At 41.9% G+C, this 22,855-nt stretch carries 23 protein-coding genes; 11 read left to right on the top strand and 12 right to left on the bottom strand.

What is annotated here, in order from left to right; translation table 11 throughout:
- Positions 1–4: 4 nt before the first annotated feature.
- Both arsB and myaer_RS17190 read right to left on the bottom strand, forming a co-directional pair.
- Complete coding sequence (gene arsB, locus myaer_RS17185; protein WP_046662974.1) at positions 5–1,150, bottom strand: ACR3 family arsenite efflux transporter; 1,146 nt, start codon at positions 1,148–1,150, stop codon at positions 5–7.
- Between the two features lie 125 nt (positions 1,151–1,275).
- Complete coding sequence (locus tag myaer_RS17190; protein WP_046662975.1) at positions 1,276–1,614, bottom strand: ArsR/SmtB family transcription factor; 339 nt, start codon at positions 1,612–1,614, stop codon at positions 1,276–1,278.
- 174 nt (positions 1,615–1,788) lie between these two features.
- On the opposite strand from myaer_RS17190, the gene psb30 reads away from it, so the two are divergent.
- Positions 1,789–1,908: a photosystem II reaction center protein Ycf12/Psb30 gene (gene psb30, locus myaer_RS17195; RefSeq protein ID WP_002736367.1), complete on the top strand. Its 120-nt coding sequence runs from the start codon at positions 1,789–1,791 to the stop codon at positions 1,906–1,908.
- 283 nt (positions 1,909–2,191) lie between these two features.
- Here psb30 and myaer_RS22370 read toward each other — a convergent pair whose 3' ends face one another.
- A complete protein-coding gene (locus myaer_RS22370) occupies positions 2,192–2,320 on the bottom strand; it encodes a hypothetical protein (protein ID WP_268807278.1) in 129 nt (42 codons plus the stop codon).
- Here myaer_RS22370 and myaer_RS17200 point away from each other — a divergent pair.
- Positions 2,313–3,869 (top strand): M16 family metallopeptidase, encoded by a 1,557-nt coding sequence (locus myaer_RS17200; protein WP_046662976.1) that lies wholly within the window; start codon positions 2,313–2,315, stop codon positions 3,867–3,869. The genes myaer_RS22370 and myaer_RS17200 overlap by 8 nt on opposite strands.
- A gap of 271 nt (positions 3,870–4,140) precedes the next feature.
- On the opposite strand, the gene myaer_RS17205 is transcribed toward myaer_RS17200, so the two are convergent.
- On the bottom strand, positions 4,141–4,542 hold the full coding sequence (locus tag myaer_RS17205; RefSeq protein WP_046662977.1) for a hypothetical protein: 402 nt from the start codon (positions 4,540–4,542) through the stop codon (positions 4,141–4,143).
- Positions 4,543–4,614: 72 nt separating this feature from the next.
- Between myaer_RS17205 and myaer_RS17210 the strand changes: the two genes are divergently transcribed.
- The gene (locus tag myaer_RS17210) at positions 4,615–4,896 is read left to right on the top strand and encodes a DUF6439 family protein (RefSeq protein ID WP_046662978.1); all 282 of its coding nucleotides are present in this window, start codon (positions 4,615–4,617) and stop codon (positions 4,894–4,896) included.
- Here myaer_RS17210 and myaer_RS17215 read toward each other — a convergent pair.
- The 4 genes from myaer_RS17215 to menA all read right to left on the bottom strand — a co-directional run bounded on the left by myaer_RS17215 (position 4,893) and on the right by menA (position 9,890).
- Positions 4,893–5,294: an ATP-binding protein gene (locus myaer_RS17215; RefSeq protein WP_046662979.1), complete on the bottom strand. Its 402-nt coding sequence runs from the start codon at positions 5,292–5,294 to the stop codon at positions 4,893–4,895. The genes myaer_RS17210 and myaer_RS17215 overlap by 4 nt on opposite strands.
- Before the next feature lie 341 nt (positions 5,295–5,635).
- The gene (rlmD, locus tag myaer_RS17220; RefSeq protein WP_046662980.1) at positions 5,636–7,003 is read right to left on the bottom strand and encodes a 23S rRNA (uracil(1939)-C(5))-methyltransferase RlmD; all 1,368 of its coding nucleotides are present in this window, start codon (positions 7,001–7,003) and stop codon (positions 5,636–5,638) included.
- 82 nt (positions 7,004–7,085) lie between these two features.
- Complete coding sequence (locus myaer_RS17225) at positions 7,086–8,780, bottom strand: helicase HerA domain-containing protein (protein WP_046662981.1); 1,695 nt, start codon at positions 8,778–8,780, stop codon at positions 7,086–7,088.
- A 201-nt stretch (positions 8,781–8,981) separates the two neighbouring features.
- The gene (menA, locus tag myaer_RS17230) at positions 8,982–9,890 is read right to left on the bottom strand and encodes a 2-carboxy-1,4-naphthoquinone phytyltransferase (protein ID WP_046662982.1); all 909 of its coding nucleotides are present in this window, start codon (positions 9,888–9,890) and stop codon (positions 8,982–8,984) included.
- 229 nt (positions 9,891–10,119) lie between these two features.
- Here menA and myaer_RS17235 point away from each other — a divergent pair, with 229 nt between their 5' ends.
- The gene (locus tag myaer_RS17235) at positions 10,120–10,413 is read left to right on the top strand and encodes a hypothetical protein (protein WP_046662983.1); all 294 of its coding nucleotides are present in this window, start codon (positions 10,120–10,122) and stop codon (positions 10,411–10,413) included.
- Between the two features lie 56 nt (positions 10,414–10,469).
- Here myaer_RS17235 and myaer_RS17240 read toward each other — a convergent pair whose 3' ends face one another.
- Positions 10,470–11,684, bottom strand: a complete 1,215-nt coding sequence (locus tag myaer_RS17240; RefSeq protein WP_046662984.1) for an RNA-guided endonuclease InsQ/TnpB family protein — start codon at positions 11,682–11,684, stop codon at positions 10,470–10,472.
- Positions 11,685–11,734: 50 nt separating this feature from the next.
- Between myaer_RS17240 and tnpA the strand changes: the two genes are divergently transcribed.
- A complete protein-coding gene (gene tnpA, locus myaer_RS17245; RefSeq protein WP_071846485.1) occupies positions 11,735–12,166 on the top strand; it encodes an IS200/IS605 family transposase in 432 nt (143 codons plus the stop codon).
- Between the two features lie 44 nt (positions 12,167–12,210).
- Here tnpA and hrcA read toward each other — a convergent pair whose 3' ends face one another.
- The gene (hrcA, locus tag myaer_RS17250; RefSeq protein ID WP_046662986.1) at positions 12,211–13,305 is read right to left on the bottom strand and encodes a heat-inducible transcriptional repressor HrcA; all 1,095 of its coding nucleotides are present in this window, start codon (positions 13,303–13,305) and stop codon (positions 12,211–12,213) included.
- Between the two features lie 150 nt (positions 13,306–13,455).
- Positions 13,456–13,794, bottom strand: coding sequence for a rhodanese-like domain-containing protein (locus myaer_RS17255; protein ID WP_046662987.1), 339 nt, complete (start codon positions 13,792–13,794; stop codon positions 13,456–13,458).
- 209 nt (positions 13,795–14,003) lie between these two features.
- Between myaer_RS17255 and myaer_RS17260 the strand changes: the two genes are divergently transcribed.
- The 5 genes from myaer_RS17260 to recJ all read left to right on the top strand — a co-directional run bounded on the left by myaer_RS17260 (position 14,004) and on the right by recJ (position 20,553).
- Positions 14,004–14,231, top strand: a complete 228-nt coding sequence (locus myaer_RS17260) for a hypothetical protein (RefSeq protein WP_002782697.1) — start codon at positions 14,004–14,006, stop codon at positions 14,229–14,231.
- A complete protein-coding gene (locus tag myaer_RS17265; RefSeq protein WP_046662988.1) occupies positions 14,231–14,680 on the top strand; it encodes a type II toxin-antitoxin system VapC family toxin in 450 nt (149 codons plus the stop codon). Before myaer_RS17260 ends, myaer_RS17265 begins: the two co-directional genes overlap by 1 nt.
- Before the next feature lie 223 nt (positions 14,681–14,903).
- On the top strand, positions 14,904–17,927 hold the full coding sequence (gene sbcC, locus myaer_RS17270) for an exonuclease subunit SbcC (RefSeq protein ID WP_046662989.1): 3,024 nt from the start codon (positions 14,904–14,906) through the stop codon (positions 17,925–17,927).
- 19 nt (positions 17,928–17,946) lie between these two features.
- Positions 17,947–18,201, top strand: a complete 255-nt coding sequence (locus myaer_RS17275; RefSeq protein WP_046662990.1) for a MoaD/ThiS family protein — start codon at positions 17,947–17,949, stop codon at positions 18,199–18,201.
- A gap of 69 nt (positions 18,202–18,270) precedes the next feature.
- The gene (gene recJ / locus myaer_RS17280; RefSeq protein WP_046662991.1) at positions 18,271–20,553 is read left to right on the top strand and encodes a single-stranded-DNA-specific exonuclease RecJ; all 2,283 of its coding nucleotides are present in this window, start codon (positions 18,271–18,273) and stop codon (positions 20,551–20,553) included.
- A 55-nt stretch (positions 20,554–20,608) separates the two neighbouring features.
- Here the strand turns inward: recJ and myaer_RS17285 are convergent, their stop codons facing one another.
- Positions 20,609–21,556 (bottom strand): fused MFS/spermidine synthase, encoded by a 948-nt coding sequence (locus tag myaer_RS17285; protein WP_002782691.1) that lies wholly within the window; start codon positions 21,554–21,556, stop codon positions 20,609–20,611.
- 174 nt (positions 21,557–21,730) lie between these two features.
- On the opposite strand from myaer_RS17285, the gene accA reads away from it, so the two are divergent.
- Positions 21,731–22,720, top strand: a complete 990-nt coding sequence (gene accA, locus myaer_RS17290) for an acetyl-CoA carboxylase carboxyl transferase subunit alpha (RefSeq protein ID WP_046662992.1) — start codon at positions 21,731–21,733, stop codon at positions 22,718–22,720.
- The last annotated feature ends 135 nt before the right edge of the window (positions 22,721–22,855 follow it).

Below are 22,855 nucleotides of genomic sequence, written 5' to 3' on the forward strand. Positions count from 1 at the left end.
ATAATTATTTATAAGAACTCAAGCAACGAGGATCAAGAAGGGTGGCTTTTTCTGGATCTCTGGGAAACCAAAAGGCGGTTTTTTTACAGAATTCTACCAACATTAACATCACAGGTACTTCAATCAATACCCCCACTACTGTCGCTAAAGCAGCCCCCGAATTCAATCCGAATAACATCACCGCAGTGGCGATCGCTACCTCAAAATGATTACTAGCACCAATTAAAGCAGCGGGAGCGGCATCTTCGTAAACTAAATTGAGTTTGAGAGCGGCCACATAACTAAGTAAAAAAATCAGATTAGTTTGAATAAACAGGGGAATAGCAATCAGGAAAATATGCAGGGGATTACTAACAATTAAATCGCCTTTGAAAGCAAAGAGGAGGATTAAGGTTAACAATAAGGCAGTGATTGCCACAGGACTGAGATAGTGAAGAAAACGCGATTCAAACCAGGCCCGTCCTTTATGTTTAAAAATCCAGTGACGGCTATAGATACCAGCAATAAGCGGTAAACCAACGTAGATTAACACAGAAAAAACAATGGTCTGCCAGGGGACTACAAAATTATTAGCTGCCAGTAACCATTTACCTAGGGGAGCGTAGAGAAAAAGCATCGCTAGGGAATTGACTGCTACCATAATTAGGGTATGACCCTGGTTACTGTAGGAAAGATAGCCCCACATCAAGACCATGGCCGTGCAGGGAGCAATTCCTAGTAAAATAGCTCCAGCAGTGTAGGAACTAGCTAAACTTACCGTCTGTCCTCGGATAATCTCCGTTTGACTCAACCAAGGCAGAAACAGCCAGCCGAGAAAAAATTGAGCCAGCGCCACCATGGTAAAGGGTTTGATCAGCCAATTAACCACTAAAGTTAAAATAACTGGTTTGGGAGTACGGGCAGCCCGGAGAGCCTGAGAAAAGTCGATCTTAACCATGATCGGATACATCATGAAGAAAAGACAGATGGCGATCGGAATAGAAACGTTATAGATACTCATGGCATCTAAAGTCTGCGCTACGTCCGGAAATGACCGACCGAGGGCAATTCCCGCCAAAATACAGAAAATAACCCAAAGGGTAAGATATTTTTCAAAAACACTCAGGCTACCACCAGCTTTGGCGGCTTTAGGATTGATTTGATTAGTCATCGCACAAAGGTGGAAAGGGAATAATGGGAGATTGGGCAACCCACCTTTATTATTTCAAAAAAAGTTGATATGTCAAGGGTAAAAGCCAGTCATAAAGCTTTAATATTTCTAAAAATCTTGATTGGTTACTGATTTTCTTCGCAGAAACGAGCGGGGACGAGGGCGGCAAAACGACGATATTCCGATAGATATTCTTCTAGGAGAAGAAATTGAGATAGATTTAGGCTGTAGTAGATCCAACGACCCTCTTGACGACTGCGGACTAAATTGGCTTCTTTTAGCGTTTTTAGGTGAAAAGATAGTTTAGATTGGGCGATATCGAGATGGTCGCGCAATTCACAGACGCATAATTCCCGATGTCGCAACAGTTGCAGGATTTGCAGTCGCAGGGGGTCAGAGAGTGCCTGAAAACCAGTATAAATCCGGGTTAACGAGTCGGGAGATGTGGCCAGAGAGTTGAACATTGAGATTGCCCCTAGTGGGAAGGAAATAGGAAAGCGGGAAAATTCAGAATTGCAACAAAACTTTATGTATTTTTGTATCGAATCAGGAAAACCGGCGAATCATCCCCTGTATGATAGACAATGGTTTTGACCAGATTAGCCTTTAAAATCATTGTAGACAGGTTAGGAGACATCATGGAATTATTTGCGGCTCTCAATTTAGAACCCATTTTTCAACTCACCTTCGTGGCGCTAATCATGTTAGCTGGCCCCTTTGTCATTTTCCTACTAGCTTTTCGTGGTGGCGACCTATAAAAACTGCCTCCCCCCATTGTTATTCGTGCTTTTTTGAAATCTCTCCTCTTTAGGGAGAGATTTTTTGTCTAAAACACAGGAGTCAGTTATCAGTCATCAGTTATCAGTTATCAGTTATCAGATGTGACGCGATGTGCAACTAAAAACGACAGAATCAGGGTAGGGTTCCAGAGGATACTTTATCTCTGCTGATTTCTGAAAGCCTTGTAAATCAAGACTAAAAATATAGTTGCACACGGGGTGATGTGAGTTTTCAGTTCACTGTTTACTGTTTACTGGACGGCTACGCCGTGCCTTTGGCAACACTGAAAAAAGCTCCCCACTCCCCATCTCCTAACAATCGACTGCTAAGATCGAAGATAGCGATCGATCTCTCACTGCCACGATACCTGACAAAACTATCTATGATCATTAAAAATAACCCCTATTATCGGGCTGTAATCGGCTTTTGGGTGGCTTTCCTTGTGTTTTGGGGTTTTGGGAGTTTCTCACCCCTTCTTGCCCAAGCGAAAGAGGAACCAGCCGATGTACAATCGATTACCCCCTACCTTAAGCAATTTCAACAAAAAATTACCGAATTTCGCCTCGATAACGGACTAAAATTTATTATCCTAGAAAATCGCGATGCCCCTGTTATTTCCTTTGTCACCTACGCGGATGTGGGAGGTGCTGATGAACCAGACGGTAAAACAGGAGTTGCTCACTTTTTGGAACATTTAGCCTTTAAAGGCACAAAAACCATTGGTACTAGCGATTATCTTAGCGAGAAAAAAGTCCTCGATCGCCTTGAAGCTATAGACAAAGAACTGCAAGCGGCCAAAAAAGCGGGTAAAAGCGCAGAAGTGGCCAAATTAACGGAAGAATTTCAAAAAACTAAGGCAGAGTCCGAGAAATTCGTCCAACGCAACGAATACGGGCAAATCGTCGAAACTCAGGGGGGAGTCGGTTTAAATGCCACCACTTCCACCGATGCAACTAGCTATTTTTACAGTTTCCCGTCGAATAAATTGGAATTATGGATGTCTTTGGAATCGGAACGATTTTTAGAACCGGTGTTCCAACGGGAATTTTACAAAGAAAAAGACGTAATTCTAGAAGAAAGACGGATGCGGACGGATAATAGCCCCTTGGGTCTATTAATCGAAGCTTTTCTCGATCAAGCTTATACTGTCCATCCCTACAAACGTCCCGTTATCGGCTACGATCGAGATATTCGCAATCTGGAACCCTCGGATATCCAAAACTTTTTCGATAAATTTTATCCTGCCAGTAATTTAACCATAGCTATCGCCGGGGATGTGGACCCAGAACAGGTCAAACAGTTAGCTAAGGTTTATTTTGGTCGTTTTCCCGCTAAACCAAAACCCCCACAGGTGACAGTAGTGGAACCGGACCAAACCAAAACAAAGGAAATTACCCTAAAATTAGCCTCGCAGCCTTGGTATTTAGAAGGATACCATCGTCCCGCCCTCAATCATCCCGATCATGCGGTTTACGAGGTTATCGCCACTTTAATGAGTGAAGGAAGAACTTCGCGACTGTATAAAGCTTTAGTGGAGGACAGACAACTTGCCCTCGCTGCCCAGGGATTTAACGGCTTTCCGGGAGATAAATACCCGAATTTGCTGTTATTCTATGCTCTGAGCGCTCCTAATGTCAGTGTAGAGGAAGTAGCGCAGGGTTTGAATTTGGAGTTGGAAAGATTGAAAAATGAACCGGTTTCGGAACAGGAATTAGAACGGGTTAAAAATCAACTACGGGCAGCCCTATTAAGAGGTCTTGATTCTAACATGGGCATGGCGCGATCCTTGATTGAATACGAGGTAAAAACCGGCGATTGGCGTAATTTATTCGCCCAATTAGATGCTTATAATGCTGTCACCGCTGCCGATATTCAACGGGTGGCTAAAGAGACTTTTACCCCGGAAAATCGCACTATTGGCCGAATTTTACCGAAATAGAGAGATGGGGAGATAGGCGATTTTTCAGTGAGCAGTATTAGGTGAGCATTCCCTGAAAAAAAAGCTACCTTCTCTCCTCTTCTAGGTTCTGTGTGATAAGTTTAACTTACAATATGATCGATCGATCTTTGTGTCCTTTGTGTCTTTGTGGTTCGTTCCACCCCCTCGCTAGGAGGAATGTATCTTAGAATACATTTTACCCACCAAATCCAAGAGAGCCCCTTCTCTCCTCCCCAGTGCAGTCTTAACAAGTAATTTAGATACCAGTTAATCACCCACTGCAGGATCGCAGAATCCAACCCAGTAAGACTCCAATACCACCAAAGCGGACAATTTGCCAAAAAACTTCCCCCAGCAGTCCGCGACGGATTCCTTCCCAGAATAGGCGCTTTAATTCCCCTTCTTTGAGTAAATTGCTTTCTAAAATTACCTCTAATTCTTGAATCTGTTCGCGAATTTGTACCAATTCCTTTTCTAGTTCAGGTAGGGGATTTTCCCGCCATTGGGGTTCTATTTGGCTAAATTGTGCCTCTAGGTCTTTTTTTTGCTGTTCTGCTTCTTTGATCTGTCGATAACGGTCTTTTAGTGCTGCGATCGCCGCTTCGACTTCTTCAATCGCTTGGGTAAATTCTGCCGATTCATCGTTAGGGTATGGGTTTTCTTCTAAGGACATGGACTCGATGCGATTTCCTGCGTCTAAACTATAGTTATAGACGATTTTACGGTTTTACGAAACCTTTTGATTATGATTCCATCCCCTGTCTCTTCCTCATCTCAGACTATTGATCATCTATCTACCCTGGAATTAGCGCGGATTTTGGCGGAACGTTTGGCGATCGCACCGATTGACTGGCATCGTCTGAAGGCCAACCGTAATGCTCGGGCTGCTGAACAATTAGGGACGGCTTTAGTGTTTTTATTAGATAATCAGCCAGAAGAAGCACTTCCTCGGCTACAACAGGCTACAGGCTGGCTCGATCGCTCGATTTCTGCTCCTCCCTGTCCTTCTCACGGTCATGGTCATTAATTCAACCAGCGTTCCTGCTTAATTTGCTTACAAAGTTTCAGTTGGGTTCCTTGTTGATTCCAGTGAACTTGGTCGAAGATTTGATATAACATACACAGTCCTCGGCCATTTTCCGCTTCTTCGGGGGGAAAATCGGGGCAATCGCAACTACAGCCATGATGGTGACAACGGGGAGTAAATCCACAACCTTCGTCGGTAATTACCCAAGAATACTCGTCTTTACTGCTAGAAAATTGAACGACCACGGTTTTGGTAGGATCGAGATGATTGCCGTGTTTAGCGGCATTAACTAAAGCTTCTTGCAATCCTAATCTAATTTCTGGTTCTAATTCTTCGGGAATACTAGCGGTCAATAAATCTAAAATCGGACAAAGATACAAGGTGGAAGCGAAACTCATGGTGTTCCAGCTTCGTTTTCCTGTGGGCAGTGAAATAGCAATCACGCACTTTACCTCTAGCTTATATTCAATTACTGTTCTCTTACAGAAAGATTAAGGTCTCTTAACCGTCGATCTAGATGATTGCCATACCTAATGAGTCATATTTTGTCCCTTTTCTGTCTCTGAGATGGATTAGATATTTTTATGATTGATCTACAAACCAATCGAGAATCAAGGCAACTTTGAGCGGGTGATTAATTAAAAAAGTAGCTGATTGGAACGGTTCCTAATATGCTATTATCCTTAACCGTTGACTTTTGAGCTACAAACGGCTAAAGTGTCAGGTTTTTCCTCCTCTCTCATCCTACCATATTCGCTGTTTTTTGTCCAAGAAAAGCGACGCATTCGACGTGGGGAGTTTGGGGAAAGAAATCAGCTGTTTGCACTTCTAGCAGTTGATAATCGCCTGTTTTACAGAGATATTGCAAGTCTCTGGCTAAAGTTGCACTTTGACAACTGATATAAACAATGCGTTGACTTTGCAGCTGTAACAGACTATCAAGGACAGAGCGATCACAACCTTTGCGGGGCGGATCGAGTAGAATAATATCGGGTTTAACTGTCAGTTGCGGTAAAGTTTTTTCTACTGCCCCCAAAATAAAGGTTGTGTTGGTAATATTATTTAATTGGGCGTTAATCTTGGCTCGATCGAGGGAAAAGCTATAGGATTCTAGTCCAATCACCTCTTTAACCCGTTTAGCGAGGGGTAAAGTAAAAGTACCGATACCACAGTAGGCATCAATAAGAATTTCTTCACCTTTAAGCTCTAATTTCTGGCAAATAACCGCAAATAAGGCTTCAGCAGCCTCTGTATTAACCTGAAAAAAGGTATCGGCAGCCAATTGATAGGTTAATCCGGCGAACTTTTCGGTAATATAATCCCGTCCGGCGATAGTTGTGGTCTGAGTGCCAAAAATAGCATTCCCTCGATCGGGGTTATAATTCACGGTTACACCGACTAAATTGCCGTATTTTGCCAGCCATTGCCGCGCCTGGGTCTCAATTCCCTGTAAATTATTATCGGTACTAATCAGGGTTAATAAAACTTCTCCAGTGTGGCGGCCAATTCTCAGGGATAAATGGCGTAATTGTCCTTGGTGGGTCTTTTCATCATAAATTGACCAGCCTTGCTCCTGAATATCCCGTTTTATCTCTGCTAGAAACGGATTTAAAGCCTGATCTTGAATCGGACATTGATTGAGATTAATCAGATGATGGCTGCCGCGACGATAATAACCCGCTTGCACATTGCCGGTGGGGGAAAATCCGAGGGGATAAGTAGCTTTATTGCGATAAGCGAGGGGAGAATTACCGGTGAGGGGAGGATGAACCAAAGGATCGGTAAAACCACCAATTCTGGTTAATACCTCTTGTACTTGCTGTTTTTTGACTCGGCGCTGAAATTGATCCTCGATGTGTTGCCATTGACAGCCACCACATTTATCGGCGACGATGCAGCGGGGCCGGATACGATGGGGAGATGCTTGTAGAATAGTTTGTAGTTTGCCGATCGCATGACTTTTTTTGATATAGGTGATGCGAGTTTGAATGCGATCGCCAATGACCGTATCTGGCACAAAAATCACCTGTCCTCGGTATTTTCCCACACCTTCGCCCGTATGGTTGAGGTCAGTAATTTCGATCTCGATTAAATCACCTTGTTGCATAGTTAGGGAAACCAGTTTTCATCTAGGGTTTCTTCTCAGTAAAAATAACCCAACTCTATTCTACAATCAAAAGTTAATTTTTCTAAAATCCTAGATCAGCTTTGGCAATTTTGGCCGCCGCTAAAACTTCCTCATCGGGTAATTCTCGCCAGTCGGTCGCGCCTATTTCAGTATAGAATTTTTGATCGTAGGCGCGAGTACGAATTACCACCGGCATAGGGACTGCATGACCTAAAACTAAAGCCTGTTGTTTTGAGTCTAATTTCGCTAAAACTGATCGCAAACTTCCCCCTCCAGAAACCCCAGTAAATATGGCTTCGATGTCCTTTTCATCGTTTAATAAACAGGTGATTCTCGTCCCTACCTGAGACATAACTTCGTTATCAATTCCTGAAGGTCTTTGATCGACAATTAAGAGAGTAACAAAGTATTTTCGCATCTCCCTGGCGATGGTTCCAAAAATAGTTTGATGCACCACGGCAGAATCGAGAAATCGATGAGCCTCTTCAATGGTAATCACTAACTGTTGCGGCCGATCAACGGGGTTTTTAGTTTGTAAAAAATATTCAGCTTTTTTAACATAATTAGCATGAATCCGACGGGTGATCATATTGGTGGCTAACATATAGGAAAGCATATTACTTTGGGAGCCAAATTCAATAACAACGTGCTTACCCGCATCTAAAGCTTGCAACACCTGATCGATATAATTGTGGGGACAAGCACTTTTTAAATATTTCAAACTATCTAGACGCATTAATTTTCTCTGGAGGGACATAATTGATCCCGCATGACCTTGTTTTTCCGTACAGAAGATTTTAATATCCTCGTTACTCATATTTAATAACTTATTAATCCAAAATTCTCCATACTCGTTATAGAGAATATTGGCATTATCTAAACTAGCTTCCGAGATGCCTAATTCCCGACCGATTAAACGAATATCCTCGATTTCAATTTGATTATAACTTAAGAATAATTCCTGCGCTCCTCGTACTCCCCGGCGTTTGGTAGAATCGGGATCGAGGGTATAAATTTCTACCTGTCCGGGGAATAATTGACATAATCCTTTCACCGTAGAAACCTCCTTCCCCTCTTTCATCGCTTCCCAACCGTATTCCGAGTGCATATCAAACATGAGGTTAACCCCTGCTTGTTTGCGAATAATGCCCGAAATTAGTAATCTGGTTAAAAAGGATTTTCCCGTCCCGGATTTGCCAAAAACACCGTTACTACGTTCCACAAAGCGATCGAGATTAATACATATTGGCACGTCCATGTCAAGGGGTTGACCAATAGCAAAATTCTTTCTGGTGGGATCATCTTCCCAACCGAAAACCATGCGAAAATCCTGCTCACAAGCTTCATAAACTTGGCTAAAATGGGCGGGAATAGTTTTAACTGGCAGTAATTCTAAATCGGCGCTAGTTTGGGGTTGAAAAGAGCCTAAAGAAGTGTCAGAAACTGCCGGGGAATTACCTCCAGTCGGAGTAAACATGAGCATAGGCGATAGTTCAATAGTACCATAAGTACCGCTACCCGCCAAAACATCGCGCATAAAACTATCATCGGGATGGGGAGGATTCGCGATAATCCGGGGACTGGAGTTACCCAGGGAGACATCGGTGAGGAGACAGAAAAAACGCGATCGAGTGCCTTGCACCACTAAAAATTTACCGACGCGCATATCTTCTACGGAAATATCCGGATAAAGACGGATTTCTAAACCTTCACTCAGGGAACCTTGAATAACCGATCCGAGGGGCTGTTCACTCATGCTAACCTTGGTTTGTGGCGATCTATCCCCCTATTCTGTCACTTTTCCGTCAATAAGTGCAAACTCTATCGGGTACAGTCATCACTGATCAGTAAACAGTAATCAGTGAACTTAAAACTCAAAACTAATAACTGATAACTGATAACTGATAACTGATAACTGATAACTGATAAAGGGGTTTAAGAAAAAAAATCGGGTTTATCAACGGGAAGCAAGGAAATAGCCAAGGGCGAAGAGAAGGCCACTAAAAAAGTGGAGATTAACCGCTATAAACTTGCAGTTACTGACTAGCTGAGGTTGGTCGTGATTTTGGTTAACGTGGTTGACTAATTGCCAAGCGAAAGGGAGACTAAGGAAGATTAAGAGAGTGAGAGGGGGATAAACTTGCAGCAGGACAAAAACTACCGTTAAAACGTAAACGAGAACCGTCACCACCGTTAAAACTCTAGAACCTTTTAAAGTACCCAAACGGGCAATAGGTGATTTTTTACCCGCTTTGAGATCATCGGCAACTTGATGGAAATGGGAACAAAAAAGGATGATAGAAGTGGTAATCCCAATAATAATTGAAGCCCCTAGACTAGAGACAGAAAAAGCCCCGACTTGGGAATAGTAGGCAGCAGCAATCGCCAAGGGTCCAAAAGTAAAGAAACAGATAATTTCACCTAATCCTTGATAACCGAGACGGAAGGGCGGTCCTTGATAGGTATAGCCCAAAAAACAGCAGAGGGCGATTAATTCTAGGATCATCCAATCGCCTCGCCAATAACTAATAGCAAAAATACCAGCGATGCCCACTAATAGAAAAAGATTACTCAGCCAGAAAATTAAAGATTTATTACCGGTTAAATTAACGATCGAATGAGCTTTATTAACATCGATCCCGGTATCGGCATCAAAAACATCATTACTGAGATTTAACCAAGCGAGAATTAAAATAGCTGAGAGGATAAAAGTGGCAAACATCGGCAGGGAAAATCGACCTGTTTCCTGATAAGCGATCGCTGTTCCCAGAATAATCGGTATAATCGCCACACTATACATTGGTGGTTTCAGGGCTGCTAACCAGAGTTTTTTGGGTGAGGGAGTGGTGATAGTATCGGTGGTCATAGCTGAATAATAATCAGGAAAACTCGATCGCTCTAGGGGGAAAAAACGAGGGTTTAAGGTAGAATTATAGCTTTTTGTGCCTCAACTAGAAAGGCGGCATTTCCTATTTGTGGTGATAAACAGAAGTTATTAAAAATGGTAGGGGTGCGGGGGATGCGCCCAAAATTTAACATAGGGTGTTATTCTCTAGACGGTAAGCCGAAAATTCCTGTAACTTTCCTAGCCACCGATGAGAGCGATCGCTAAAGATGATATTCTTTATATTCACCATGAGGATGTACCTGTTTATAAAAAAGGGGGTTCAGTGGTGAGAAATAGTTATTTTTGGGCGCTAAAATCGATCGCCTGTGGAGCGCGTCGGGGACAGGATTGGGAGTTCGATGCAGAGGTGTGGGTGGCACTGGTGCGGATGTTGCTCTGTTTTGCTAATTCTGGTTATTTGGGCGATGGTGAGACAATTTTAGAGTTTACTGTCGATTGTCCCATTCCCGAACCTTTGCGGGGGATATCTACTTACTTTTGACTCTCCCCCGCTAACCGCTCGCGCGGTGTAGCGGGGGATTCTCGGTTCTTAGGCTTTTAACTAGATCGACCGAGTTTAACCCAGTCGATCCGCGTCAAATCGCCTCCGCGAGCGTTTTCTAACACGGTCAGTCCGACCGCGTTTTTTCCTCGGTTCTCAATTACCTTCGCTGATGCCGTATCTCTCGGTTCAATGTGGCCGCAAGAATCACACCGGTGAACTCTTTCCGATAACGCTTTTTTACCAGTAATTGCGCCACAATTCGGACAATCCTGGGAAGTTCCGTTTTTATCGACTTTAAGATAATATTTTCCCCGTTTCCAAATAACAAACGGTAGTATCTCGTTAATAAAACTACCGATAGCCGAATCTAGAGATTGTTTTCTAACGATCCCTCTAGACCAAGAAACGAAGTTAATATCTTCAACGAAGATGTTATCAGCGAGATCGCAAAGGTAATGAGCTAGTTTAAAATGCCAATCTCTACGAGTATTAGACACTTTTTCATGTAATCTTGCTATCTTCTCCTGAAGTTTTAACCAATTGCTAGAGCCTTTAGTTTTCCGTTTCAAGCGTCCTTGTAGCAATTTAAGCTTACTCTGTACTTTCAACAAAAATCGAGGGGCTTTGATTAAATCTCCCCGTGAAGTAGCAACAAAACTTTCAATTCCCGCGTCAATTCCTAAACAGGTCTTCCCTACTGTCATATCGGGAACTAATTCCGTAGATTGGAAAGAAACCGAAACGTAAAATCCCGACGCTTTGCGGATAATTCGAGCTTGTTTAGGCTCGAACCCAGACGGGTACTCTCTAGATTGCCTGATTCTAATTTTTCCCAATTGTGGAAAATTTAAGTATTCGTCACCTAAGAAGTTTTTTGACAGCGCAGGAAAAACAAAACTTCGCATCTTTTTCTTAAATCTAGGAAAGCCAAAACTTTTCGACTTCATCTGGTTAAACGCCTTATCTAAAGTTTTTAATACTTGCTGTAAAACTTGAGCGTTAACCGTCTTTAATATCGGATAGATTTTTTTAGCTTCCGTTAGATTTTTAGCTTGAACGAAGTAATTAGGATAGGGTTGATCCGCAGGAATTATGTACTCAGAAACTAGCGAACAGTGATCCGCAAGACACTTTCGAGAGTTTAACCAATCTTTCCGTTCTGAAAGAGCGTAATTATAAACGCTTTTGCCAACATCAAGAATGTGGATTATCTCTCGTTCCTGTTTCTTGTTTACCTTTAGTTTGTACTGGTAGGTAAGCGTTATCACTGTCGTTAGTTTCGTGATGTATAGTTAAATCATAACACTTACCGCCCAATATTTCAACTGATTACAATCATAGATTTTGTTCTGTTTATAAACTTACCGCTCATGTTGTATTCGTGATCAAATACCGACGAAAAGCTATTAATAATGAAATCTTAGTCCGACTGAAAGAAATATTTGTGTCAACGCTGACGAAATGGGAAAGCGCGTTGCTTGATTTCAACGGTGAATCGGATCACGTTCACCGGATTATCGATTACAAACCTGACATCGCTTTATCCAAATTAATCGCTAACCTTAAAACAGTTAGTAGTCGTTTAATTAGAAAAGAGTTTCCGTATTTGGCTGCAAAGTATTTCTACAATAAACCTTATTTTTGGACGGGAGCTTATTTCGTGGCCAGTTGTGGCGACATTACCATCGAACAACTAAAAAAATACGTCGAGAACCAAAACTCCCCGAAAGTGGAAACGCTACCGCGTTAGTTTTATTCTGGTCGTGATTCATCTCCCGTTAACCGCTACGGAGTTTAACGGGAGTCCTCTCGCGACCTTGAGATAGCCTCGCTGAGATAGTTAGCGGTGGATTCTACTAGGGGAATGGTATTTTCGTATAACATTCGCGTCGGTCCAATAATGCCGACACTACCGACGGGAGTATCTCCCTGTTTATAAAAAGCGGAGATAAGAGTACAAGGGCGCATGGATTCCAGAGGATTTTCGGAACCAATAGTGATTTTGACTTTTTTAGCTGATTTTTCCGGTTCTGGTCTTTGTAAAATCAGGGGTAAAAGGCGATCCTGTTCTGCTTCCAAGAGATGCAGTAACATTTGTACTTGTTGCCATTGGGCGAATTCTGGCTGTCGAATGACTTCGGCGACACCGTGGACGATAATTTCTGGGGTGGCAGTGGATTGGAGACTAGCGCTGATTTCTTGGCTTAATTGTTGGAGAAAATGGGTATAACGGGTAAATTCTCGCTCGATTTGCCGCCAATCGAGGTTAATTAAATCTGCCAAGCAATAACCTTTTAATTTTTCCCCGAGAAAATTAGAGAGGATTTGTAATTCTTCTGCTAATCCATCCTTCTTTTCCGTTTCCATAGACTCAGGAATCTCTATCATAACCGAGCGTGTTTGTAAACTATCTGTAACAATAATTAACATGATCTGCCGGCCTGAGACGGGGACTAATTGCAGATGACGCAGGGTATTGGTGAGGGTGTGGGGAAGAGTAACGATAGCGATATAACCGCTTAAACCGGCTAAAAGTTGGGTGGCCCGTTGCAGCAGACTTTCGAGACTCCAAGCAGGAGACTTAGCGTTTTTATGCAGATAATAGCCGATTTTTTCGCCGATACGGTCATCGGGAGTCATTAACTCATCGACGTAGAGACGATAACCCCAATCGGAGGGAATGCGTCCGGAGGAAGTGTGGGGTTGATAGAGTAAACCTTCTTTTTCCAGTTTACCGAGAGCATTGCGAATCGTGGCGGAACTAACAGTAAATTTGTACTCCTGCAGCAGAGTTTTCGACCCAACTGGTTCGGCCGTGGCGATATAATGTTGGATTGTGGCCTTAAGGATATGTTGATAGCGATCGCTGAGATGGTTTCTAGCGGACATAGGGGGATAATCTTAACAAAAGATTTATAAGATTTTTCTAGACAGTATAACGCTTAATCAGTTATCAGTTATCAGTTATCAGTTATCAGTTATCAATGGGGAGAAAGGGGATAGTTTACCCCTCTCTTTTCCTGATTGAGGCCATCAAAATTAGTAACGGGGAATATTAGGATCGACGAGGAGGGAATAAGCATCGATGCCGCCGTTAATATTCTTAACATTAGTAAAACCCTGACTTTGTAGCCATTGGCACATCTGTAGGGATCTCATGCCATGGTGACAGATAACGAGGGTTTCCGCTTGGGGGTTGAATTGGGTGGCAATAGTGGGCGACCATTCTTGGTATTGACTCAAGGGTAAAATGGTAAAATTGGCTACAGATGCGATCGCAACTTCCTCTGGTTCGCGCACATCAATAAGTTGTAAATTAGGATCATGATCGGCTAAACGGAGAGCGAGTTCATGGACGCTAATTTCGGGAATGCTCATAGATTTGGTCTTAAGAATCGGTTATCTTTCCTTTAGAGTAGCAAATCGAGGGACCCTGAGCGGTCAGGGACTTGCGTAGGAATAATATCGCAGCCAAGTAGGGGGATTTGGTCAGTGCCAGAGCGGGGGGGTGATATAATAGGGAAACGGCAGGTATTGAAGACATTGATGCTTTTTAGTACGCCGATTAATCGACAAGCTGAATTTCGATGAATATTGAACAAGCCGTTATCGAAAACTTGCGAAAACTTCCTTTAGAAAAACAACAAGAAGTCTTAAACTTCAGCCAATTTCTAACTCAGATAACTTCGCCAAAAATTGAAGAGATGACCTCCCACGAAAAAGCAGAAGATTGGCTAAAATTTCTGGAAAGTCAACCCAAGGATACCCCTGGATTACCCGATGAAGCCTTAGGGCGTGAAACTATCTATGACTAATGGCTAAATATCTATTTGATACTAATATTTTACTGAGGCTGAGTGACCGAATTTCCGCTAATTATGCCCTGGCAAGAGATGCGACCTATATCTTAATAGATCAAGGACATAAATGCTGCTTGACCTCACAAATTATCATTGAGTTTTGGGTAGTTGCCACCCGTCCTACTGAGGTTAATGGGTTAGGCTGGACTCCTGAAAGAACTAAAAATCAAATCAATCAATTTCTGAACAGATTCACCCTTCTCGAAGAAAACCCAGAGATATTTACCCTTTGGTTTCAATTAGTCACTGACTATAACATCAAGGGAAAAAGGACTCACGATATTAGGCTTCTGGCTGTTATGAAAGCTCATAATATCAACCATTTATTAACCTTTAATCCTGATGACTTTGTTACCCTTCCTAATATCATCATCGTTCAGCCGCAAGACTTACTTAATCCCTAATGGTGAGGAGAATTCTGGAGAACCAAAAAAGCGCATTTGCCCCCGGCTGGATTTCAGTTAAGCTTTGATTAGAGGTTATTGTAGGAGAGAGTTATTGATACCGAATAGATTCACCCAGATGTATTGCGCTGAAGCTATCTTGTCCTCGGTTTTTTATCCTCCGATTAATTTCTAACCTGTACTGCATTCTCTCCCCACTTCCCCACTTCCTACCTCCCAGCTTATGATTCCCCTACAATTAACCCTAAAAAATTTTCTCAGTTATCGCGAGGCAGTGCTAGATTTTCGCGGATTACATACTGCCTGTATTTGTGGTGCCAATGGTGCGGGAAAATCCTCTTTACTGGAAGCAATTACCTGGGCAATTTGGGGAGAAAGTCGCGTCTCGATTGCTGATGATGTGATTCATGCGGGCAGCGATTATGCGCGGGTAGATTTCGAGTTTAGTTATGGGGGAGAAATTTATAAAATTATCCGTAGTCGTCACCGGGGGGGAAAAGCTTCTGGTTTAGATTTTCAGGTGATTAATGATCAAAGTTTTCGTCCTTTGTCGGGCAAAAGTATTAAAGATACCCAAGCACAGATTAATACTTATCTAAAAATAGACCATAAAACTTTCATTAATTCTGCTTATTTACGACAGGGACAAGCGGACGAGTTTATGAAACAGCCTCCCAGTGGTCGTAAACAGATTTTAGCAGAATTATTACAACTCGATCGCTATGAAATTTTAGCAAATAAAGCTAAGGATATATCGAAACAATTTGATGGACAGTCCCTCCAGATTGAGCAGCAAGTAGAAACGATAAAACTCCGTCTTCAGGAGAAAAATTCCTATCGGGAACATCTCCAAGAGTTGAGTGGCCAAATTGACCAAATTAATCAAGAACAAGAGGCAAATAATCGGCGTTTACAGCAACTACAAGGGGAAGAAAATCAGCGTCAGAATTGGGAAAAACAGCTGCAGTGGCAAAGAGAACAGGAGCGAGCTTTATTAGCAGAAATCGAGAGATTAGACCGGGAAAAAGTTAGTCTAGACAATCAATTAAATCAAATAAGGACTATTCTTCATCGCAAAAATGAGATTATTACCGCACACGAGCGCCTAATCAATTTAGACCAGAAAGAGGCCAGTTTGTCAAGTCAATTGCAAGCTTGGCAACAGGCCCAGTATGATAAACAACAATTAGAACAGAAATTACAGCAAAAAATTAACGAATTTACCCTTCCCATCCAACAAACGAGCGCTCGTTTAGAAGAATTGGGAAGACAGGAACAAGAAACTCAAAAAATTATCGAGCAAGCGGGAGATATTCAAGCAGGATTAGAGAAGTTAAATTATCATCGTCAACGTCTTCAGGAATTGGATAGATTAGCTTTAAAATATGCTCCTTTAAATAGCAGAAAAGCTGATCTAAATATGCAGTTAGAACGGGAAAAAGCTAAGATCAATGCTCGTCGGGAACAACTGCAAAGAAATCGGCAACAATTAGAGACAGAAATCGCTCGTATTCCTGTACTAAGAGAAGAAGCTCTCAATTTAGCCAAACGAATTAAGGAACTAGATAAAAAACAAACCTATTGTGAACGAGTTGAAGAAAAGGAAACTCTTAAACAAGTGGATAAAAAAAGTTTATTGGAGCAACAGAAAAGATATGAAGAACAACTTTTAGAGTTAACTGATAAATTGGAAAAATTAAATATTCCCGATTCGGTTTGTCCTTTGTGTGAACAGAATTTAGACAGTCATCACCGTCATCAAGTAATCAGGAAAACCCATCAACATCAAGAACAAATTCAAGAGCAAATTTGGTCCCTACAGGAAAGGATGGCAGACTGCGATCGAGATTTAAAACGTTTACGCGAGGAATTAGCCCAAATTAAACAAGAATTGCCAATAAGATCGAGCCTACAACAAAAATATGTGCAGTTAGAAGTCAAGTTAGAAACCATTGAAGAAAAGGAAATAGAACTAGAGAAAACCGAGGAGATACTTGTCCAGTTAGAAGCACTTTTAAACAGTGGCAATTATGCCTTAGAACTACAGCAAGAATTGCAAATTGTCAATCAAGAAATCGCCTTCTTAAACTATGATGAACAAAGTCATGCTTTAGTCAGAGGAGAAGAAAAAAGATGGCGTTGGGCAGAAATTCAAGAATCAGAACTTAAGCAAGCAAACCGTCGTTTAGCTAATATCAAGGCCGAGAAACCTAATTTAATTAATCGATTAGCTAGACTAGAACAGGAGAAACAAGAACTAGGTCAAAACTCCCCACTTAAACAGGAAATTGAACGCTTAGAAAAGCTTATTCAAAACTTGAATTATGATCGCGGTGAACATCAGAATATTCAAAATCTGATCCGACAATTACAGGGGGTAAGATTACAGTATCAAGACTGGCAACAAGCAGAAAAAAATTATCCAGAAATAGCCGCTAAAATCGCTGACATTGAGCAAAGATTACAGGTGCGAAATGAGGATCACCAGAAGATAAATCAGGAGTTAGCAAATATTAGTCAAAAGATTGGTACTTTGACCGACTATCGCCAAGAAATAGCCGTATTATCGACTAATATTCAACAGCGAAGACAGATAATTGATGGATTGCTCTCCCAAAAAGGTCGGGTTGAGGAGAAGTTACATCAACTAGAAACTTTAGGTAAACAACTGACAGAAAAAGAGAGTGATTTAGCTAAAGTTAAAAAACAATATACAGTTTATAAAGAGTTAGCCATAGCTTTCGGCAAAAATGGCTTACAAACTCTGATGATTGAGAATGTTTTACCAGAGTTAGAAGCTCAAACTAATCATATCTTAGCTCGCTTAACTGGTAATCAATTTCATGTGCATTTTTTAACCCAAAAAAGCGGTAAAGGTACGAAGAAACAGCAACAAAAGTCAATCGATACTTTAGATATTATTATTGGTGATACCCGGGGATCCCGTCCCTACGAAACCTATTCAGGAGGGGAAGCTTTTCGGATTAATTTCTCGATTCGATTAGCTTTAGCGAGATTATTGGCACAAAGAGCGGGAACAGCCCTACAAATGCTCATTGTTGACGAGGGATTCGGAACTCAGGATGCGGAAGGATGCGAGCGCTTAATCGCGGCAATTAACGCTATATCCGCCGATTTTGCCTGTATTTTGACGGTAACTCATATGCCCCAATTTAAAGAAGCGTTTCAACATCGCATCGAAGTCCGCAAAACCGAACAGGGTTCTCAATTAATGTTATTATCCTAGAAAAAATATTGATGTAAATATGGAAAAAATTACCGTCACAGTAAAACTATTTGCTATTTATCAAGAAGTCTATCAAACTTCACAATTAAACCTCGAATTTCCTGCCCACACTTCCGTGGCAGCAGTGTTAAACTATATTATAGCCCCCTATCCTCAATTAGAAAGATGGCGCGATGTTACTCGTTTTGGAGTCAATCTTCAGTTTGTTTCGGGAGAGAAAATCCTCGAAAATGGTGATGAGATAGTTTTAATTCCCCCCGTTAGTGGTGGCTAAATGGAGATAGGGAAAATCACAAAAGTTGACTGTCACCTTTTTTCCTTGTTACTTTTTCCCTGATATCCCGTGTCTAACTGGCAAATTCCCCCATCGGTGTCTCTTCCCCAAGAGTTTTTAAAAATAGTCCAAGACTATACCCCAGAGTCGAATGGCAGCGTCGTGGCACAAATATTATGGCATCGCGGTGTCCGGGATGTGGTGACTCTGGGGACGTTTCTGGATGAGAAAGCTTATCAGTCAAAAACTCCCTTTGATTTTGGGCAAGAAATGAACTTCGCCGTCAAAAGACTGGAAAAAGCCCTAAATAAAGGCGAAAAAGTGGCTATTTGGGGTGATTTCGATGCCGATGGTGTCACCGCTACCAGTGTCCTCTGGGAAGGATTGGGACAGTTTTTCCCACCCTATCAACAGTTAGATTATTACATACCCGATCGCCAAAAAGAATCCCACGGCCTCAATTGTCCTGGTATCGAGAAACTAGCGCATCAAGGAACCAGTTTAATCGTCACCTGTGACACGGGAAGCACGAATATTGCCGAAATTGACTATGCAAACAGTCTAGGCATCGATATTATCATCACCGATCATCATACCCTACCCGACGAGCGCCCCGAGGTGATTGCCCTGATTAATCCCCGCTACTTTGTGGAAACCCATCCTTTCTATCATCTTTCTGGGGTTGCCGTTGCTTATAAATTAGTGGAAGCGATGTATTTAACTTTGGCAGATATTCCCAGAAAACCCCTAGAAAATTTACTGGATTTAGTTGCGATTGGTTTAATTGCCGATTTAGTCAAATTGACGGGAGAATGTCGTTATTTAGCCCAAAAAGGTATACAAAAACTGCAAAATACTCAGCGTTTGGGAGTTAAAAAATTACTCGATTTATGTAACAAAACCGGAGATAGACCGATGGATATATCCTTCGGTATTGGACCGCGCATTAATGCCGTCAGTCGCATTTATGGCGATGCTAGATTTTGTGTAGAATTACTTACCAGTGAAGATGAAAAACGTTGTCACGAATTAGCTGAACAAGCGGAATTAGCCAACATTCGTCGCCAAGAAATCCAACGGGATATTATTAAACAAGTTCAGAAAAAATTAGAGAGAATTGATCTTTCTACCACTAATGTAATTATTTTAGATGATCCCCAATGGATGGCGGGAATTTTAGGATTAGTTGCGGGACAAATTGCCCAAGAATACCAACGACCAACAATTTTATTAAGTACCAGTGAACCACCTTTTGCTAAGGGTTCCGCTCGGTCAATTCGCGAGATCGATCTCTATCAATTAGTATCCTCTCAATCCCATCTTTTACATCGTTTTGGTGGTCATCCTTTGGCCGCAGGTTTAAGTTTAACCATAGAAAATTTACCGCTATTTATTGAGGGAATTAATCAACAGTTGCGACGCACAGGAATTGATTTAACTTCCCTTTATTCCCAGATAGAAGTGGATGCGGTGGTGACGGTTTCCCAATTGGGAAAAAGTCTATTTCGAGAATTAAAATTACTGGAACCCTGCGGGATGGGTAATCCGACACCGAAGCTATTAATTCAAAATTGTTATTTTCAAAATCTTTGGCATAAAAATCTTGAGGATTTCAAAGGCAAAAAAATCGCTTATCCCCGGACAACTTTTGAGATCTGGGATAGTTCAATCGAGCAGGGTTTCCCCGGTATGTGGTGGGGTCATCACAAAGACGAAATTGCTGCCGATACCCGTTATGATGCCGTAGTCGAATTAGATTTTAATACCTACAAAAATCGCTATGAAGTGCGCTTAATTGCCTTGCAAACCTATCAACAAGAATCCCTAACCTATAGCAATAAAAAAGATTTTTTAATCGACAATCGCCATCGAGAAATTAATCAAGAAGTTAAGCAATTAAATCCCCTTTTTCTCCTGGAATGTCCCCGGGATTGGACAAAACTTTCCAGGGAATATCAACAGGCAATTTTACGCGATAAAAAGTTAGTTCTTGCCTATGCTAGTCCTTTAAAAAAATCCGCTCACACCACATGGATAAACCTTGTGGGGATTGGGAAATATTTAGCTAGAACTAAAACCAGTATTTCCCGTCAACAATTACAAAAGCGCTTAAACCTCAGTTATCATACCCTAGAATTAGGATTAATTTCCCTAGCAGAAAATGGCTTTAAAGTCAAGAAAAATCAAGAAAATTTATCCTTTGAATTAATCAATCATGAGGCAAAAATTAATAAGATTGAGCAATTTCTAGAAGCAGTGGCCCTAGAAAACTTTCTCCAGCAATACTTTGCTACTGTTCCCCTAGAAATACTGCAAACAATTCTTAATCATGAAGACTCGATCGATTTCTAGTTATAACCCTTATTTACTGATAACTGATAACTGATAACTGATAACTGATAACTGATTACTGATTACTGATTACTCCTTGACCGAAGAATTTCGGGGGTTTTGCCAGGGTATAAACTTCCGTATTTTGTGCGATTGCTTGACGAATATAGAGAGGAGTTTGTAACATTCCGAGTAAACTCATGCCATCAATTAAACGTAATCCTCCCGTAGTTGTATCGCTGATTAATTCATCCACCACCTCGGGATCGGGACGAGTATTTAAAGGATGATTAGCACAGAGAGTAAAACCCCAAGGGGAACCATAACTAGGAGTGGGAGCGCAATAGGAATGAACGTAGGGAAAAACTGCTTTTAAAGTATTCACCAAACGCGCATGATACATCACCGAAGGAGGAGAAACCGGGCCAGATTGCACTACCACAATGCCATTTTCTGCCAAAACTCTTTGTAGTTTTTCAAAGTATTCTTTCGTGAATAGGGGGAAAGAGGGACCCTCTTCGATGGGATCAACCAGATCCGAGATAATAATATCCCATTTATCGTTAGTGGTGTCTAAAACTTCTAAAGCATCGGCCACAACTAACTGAAAACGAGGATCATCAAAAGTGCCTTGGTGCATTTCGGGAAGATGTTCCTTACAAGCTGCCACCACATCCCCATCGATATCGATCATCATCACTTTTTCGATTGTTTTCCAACGCAATAACTCCCGCGTTGTCGCACCTTCACCACCTCCCAAAATTAAAGCAGTTTTTGCTTCTTGGTGGGCAATCATTGCCGGTTGCACTAATGCTTCATGATAAATAAATTCATCCCCCGTACAAGATTGCCATTTCCCATCCAGTACCAAGGCTTTTCCATAGGCCCCCGATTCAACAATATACATTTCCTGAAAAGCGGTTTTTTTGTAGGCTAAAATCCTGGAAACCCCATGACTATAAATGTCCCAGGGGGTAATATATTCGTTAACCCATAGATCCGCTTTTAGTTCACTTCCTGCCATAACTAATCCTCCTTGGGGTGAAAAAGGCACGATCCACTATTATACGACAATTGACAAAATTCGATCGATAACCTGAAATTATCTCCAGGTAATCCCGAAGCTGCCGATAATCGATCGCTGAAAAACGGTAAGCTAGAAAAGATTAGCTTCAAGTAAACTTCTAGCCACTAACCTATGACTAAAAACGAGACTACCGAGAAAAAGATTTTTCTCCTAGATTTTGAGAAACCCCTTTACGAATTAGAATCCCGCATCGAACAGATTAAAGAATTAGCCCAAGAAAATAGCGTAGATGTCTCGGAACAAATTAGTCAACTAGACGAACGAGCTAATCAATTACGTCGTGAAATTTTTAGCAATCTCACCCCTTCCCAAAGGCTACAATTAGCCCGTCATCCCCGGCGCCCCAGTACCCTAGATTATATTCAAGCCATCACCGATGAATGGTTCGAGTTACACGGGGATCGCGGTGGTTACGACGATCCCGCCCTTGTGGGTGGTGTTGCCCGTTTTAACGGTCGTCCTGTGGTGATTATCGGGCATCAAAAAGGCCGGGATACTAAGGATAATGTGGCTAGAAATTTCGGCATGGCTGCCCCCGGGGGTTATCGTAAAGCCATGCGTTTAATGGAACACGCCCATCAGTTTAATCAGCCAATTTTAACCTTTATTGACACCCCCGGCGCCTGGGCGGGGGTGGAAGCGGAAAAATTAGGTCAAGGAGAAGCGATCGCCTATAACCTCCGGGAGATGTTTCGTTTAGATGTGCCGATCATTTGTACTGTTATTGGCGAAGGGGGTTCGGGCGGTGCTTTGGGCATTGGGGTCGGCGATCGCCTATTAATGTTAGAGCATTCTGTCTATACCGTGGCGACTCCCGAAGCTTGTGCCGCCATTCTCTGGAAAGATGCCAAAAAATCCGATAAAGCAGCAGTTGCCCTCAAAATTACCTCAAAAGATTTAAAAGAGTTAAATATTATCGATCAGATCATTTCTGAACCCTCCAGAGGGGCCCATGCTGATCCGATTAAAGCGGCAGCCAATTTAAAAGCCGCTATTAGTGAAAATTTAGAGGCTTTATCTTTGTTAACTCCCCAACAACGGCGCGAATCTCGTTATCAAAAATTCCGCAATTTAGGCGTATTTTTAGAGGCTACAGCTTAATCAGTGAGCAGTGAGCAGTTATCAGATGTGAGTTTTCAGTGATTAGTTTGTTTTGTAGATTTGGAAGATTTCAGCTTGAGTTTGAGGGTTACACCGACAAAGCTATAATATTAATGGCAGGTTCAAGGACAGACC

Origin of the sequence: Microcystis aeruginosa NIES-2549, from assembly GCF_000981785.2 — a bacterium.
GTDB classification, from domain to species: domain Bacteria; phylum Cyanobacteriota; class Cyanobacteriia; order Cyanobacteriales; family Microcystaceae; genus Microcystis; species Microcystis aeruginosa_C.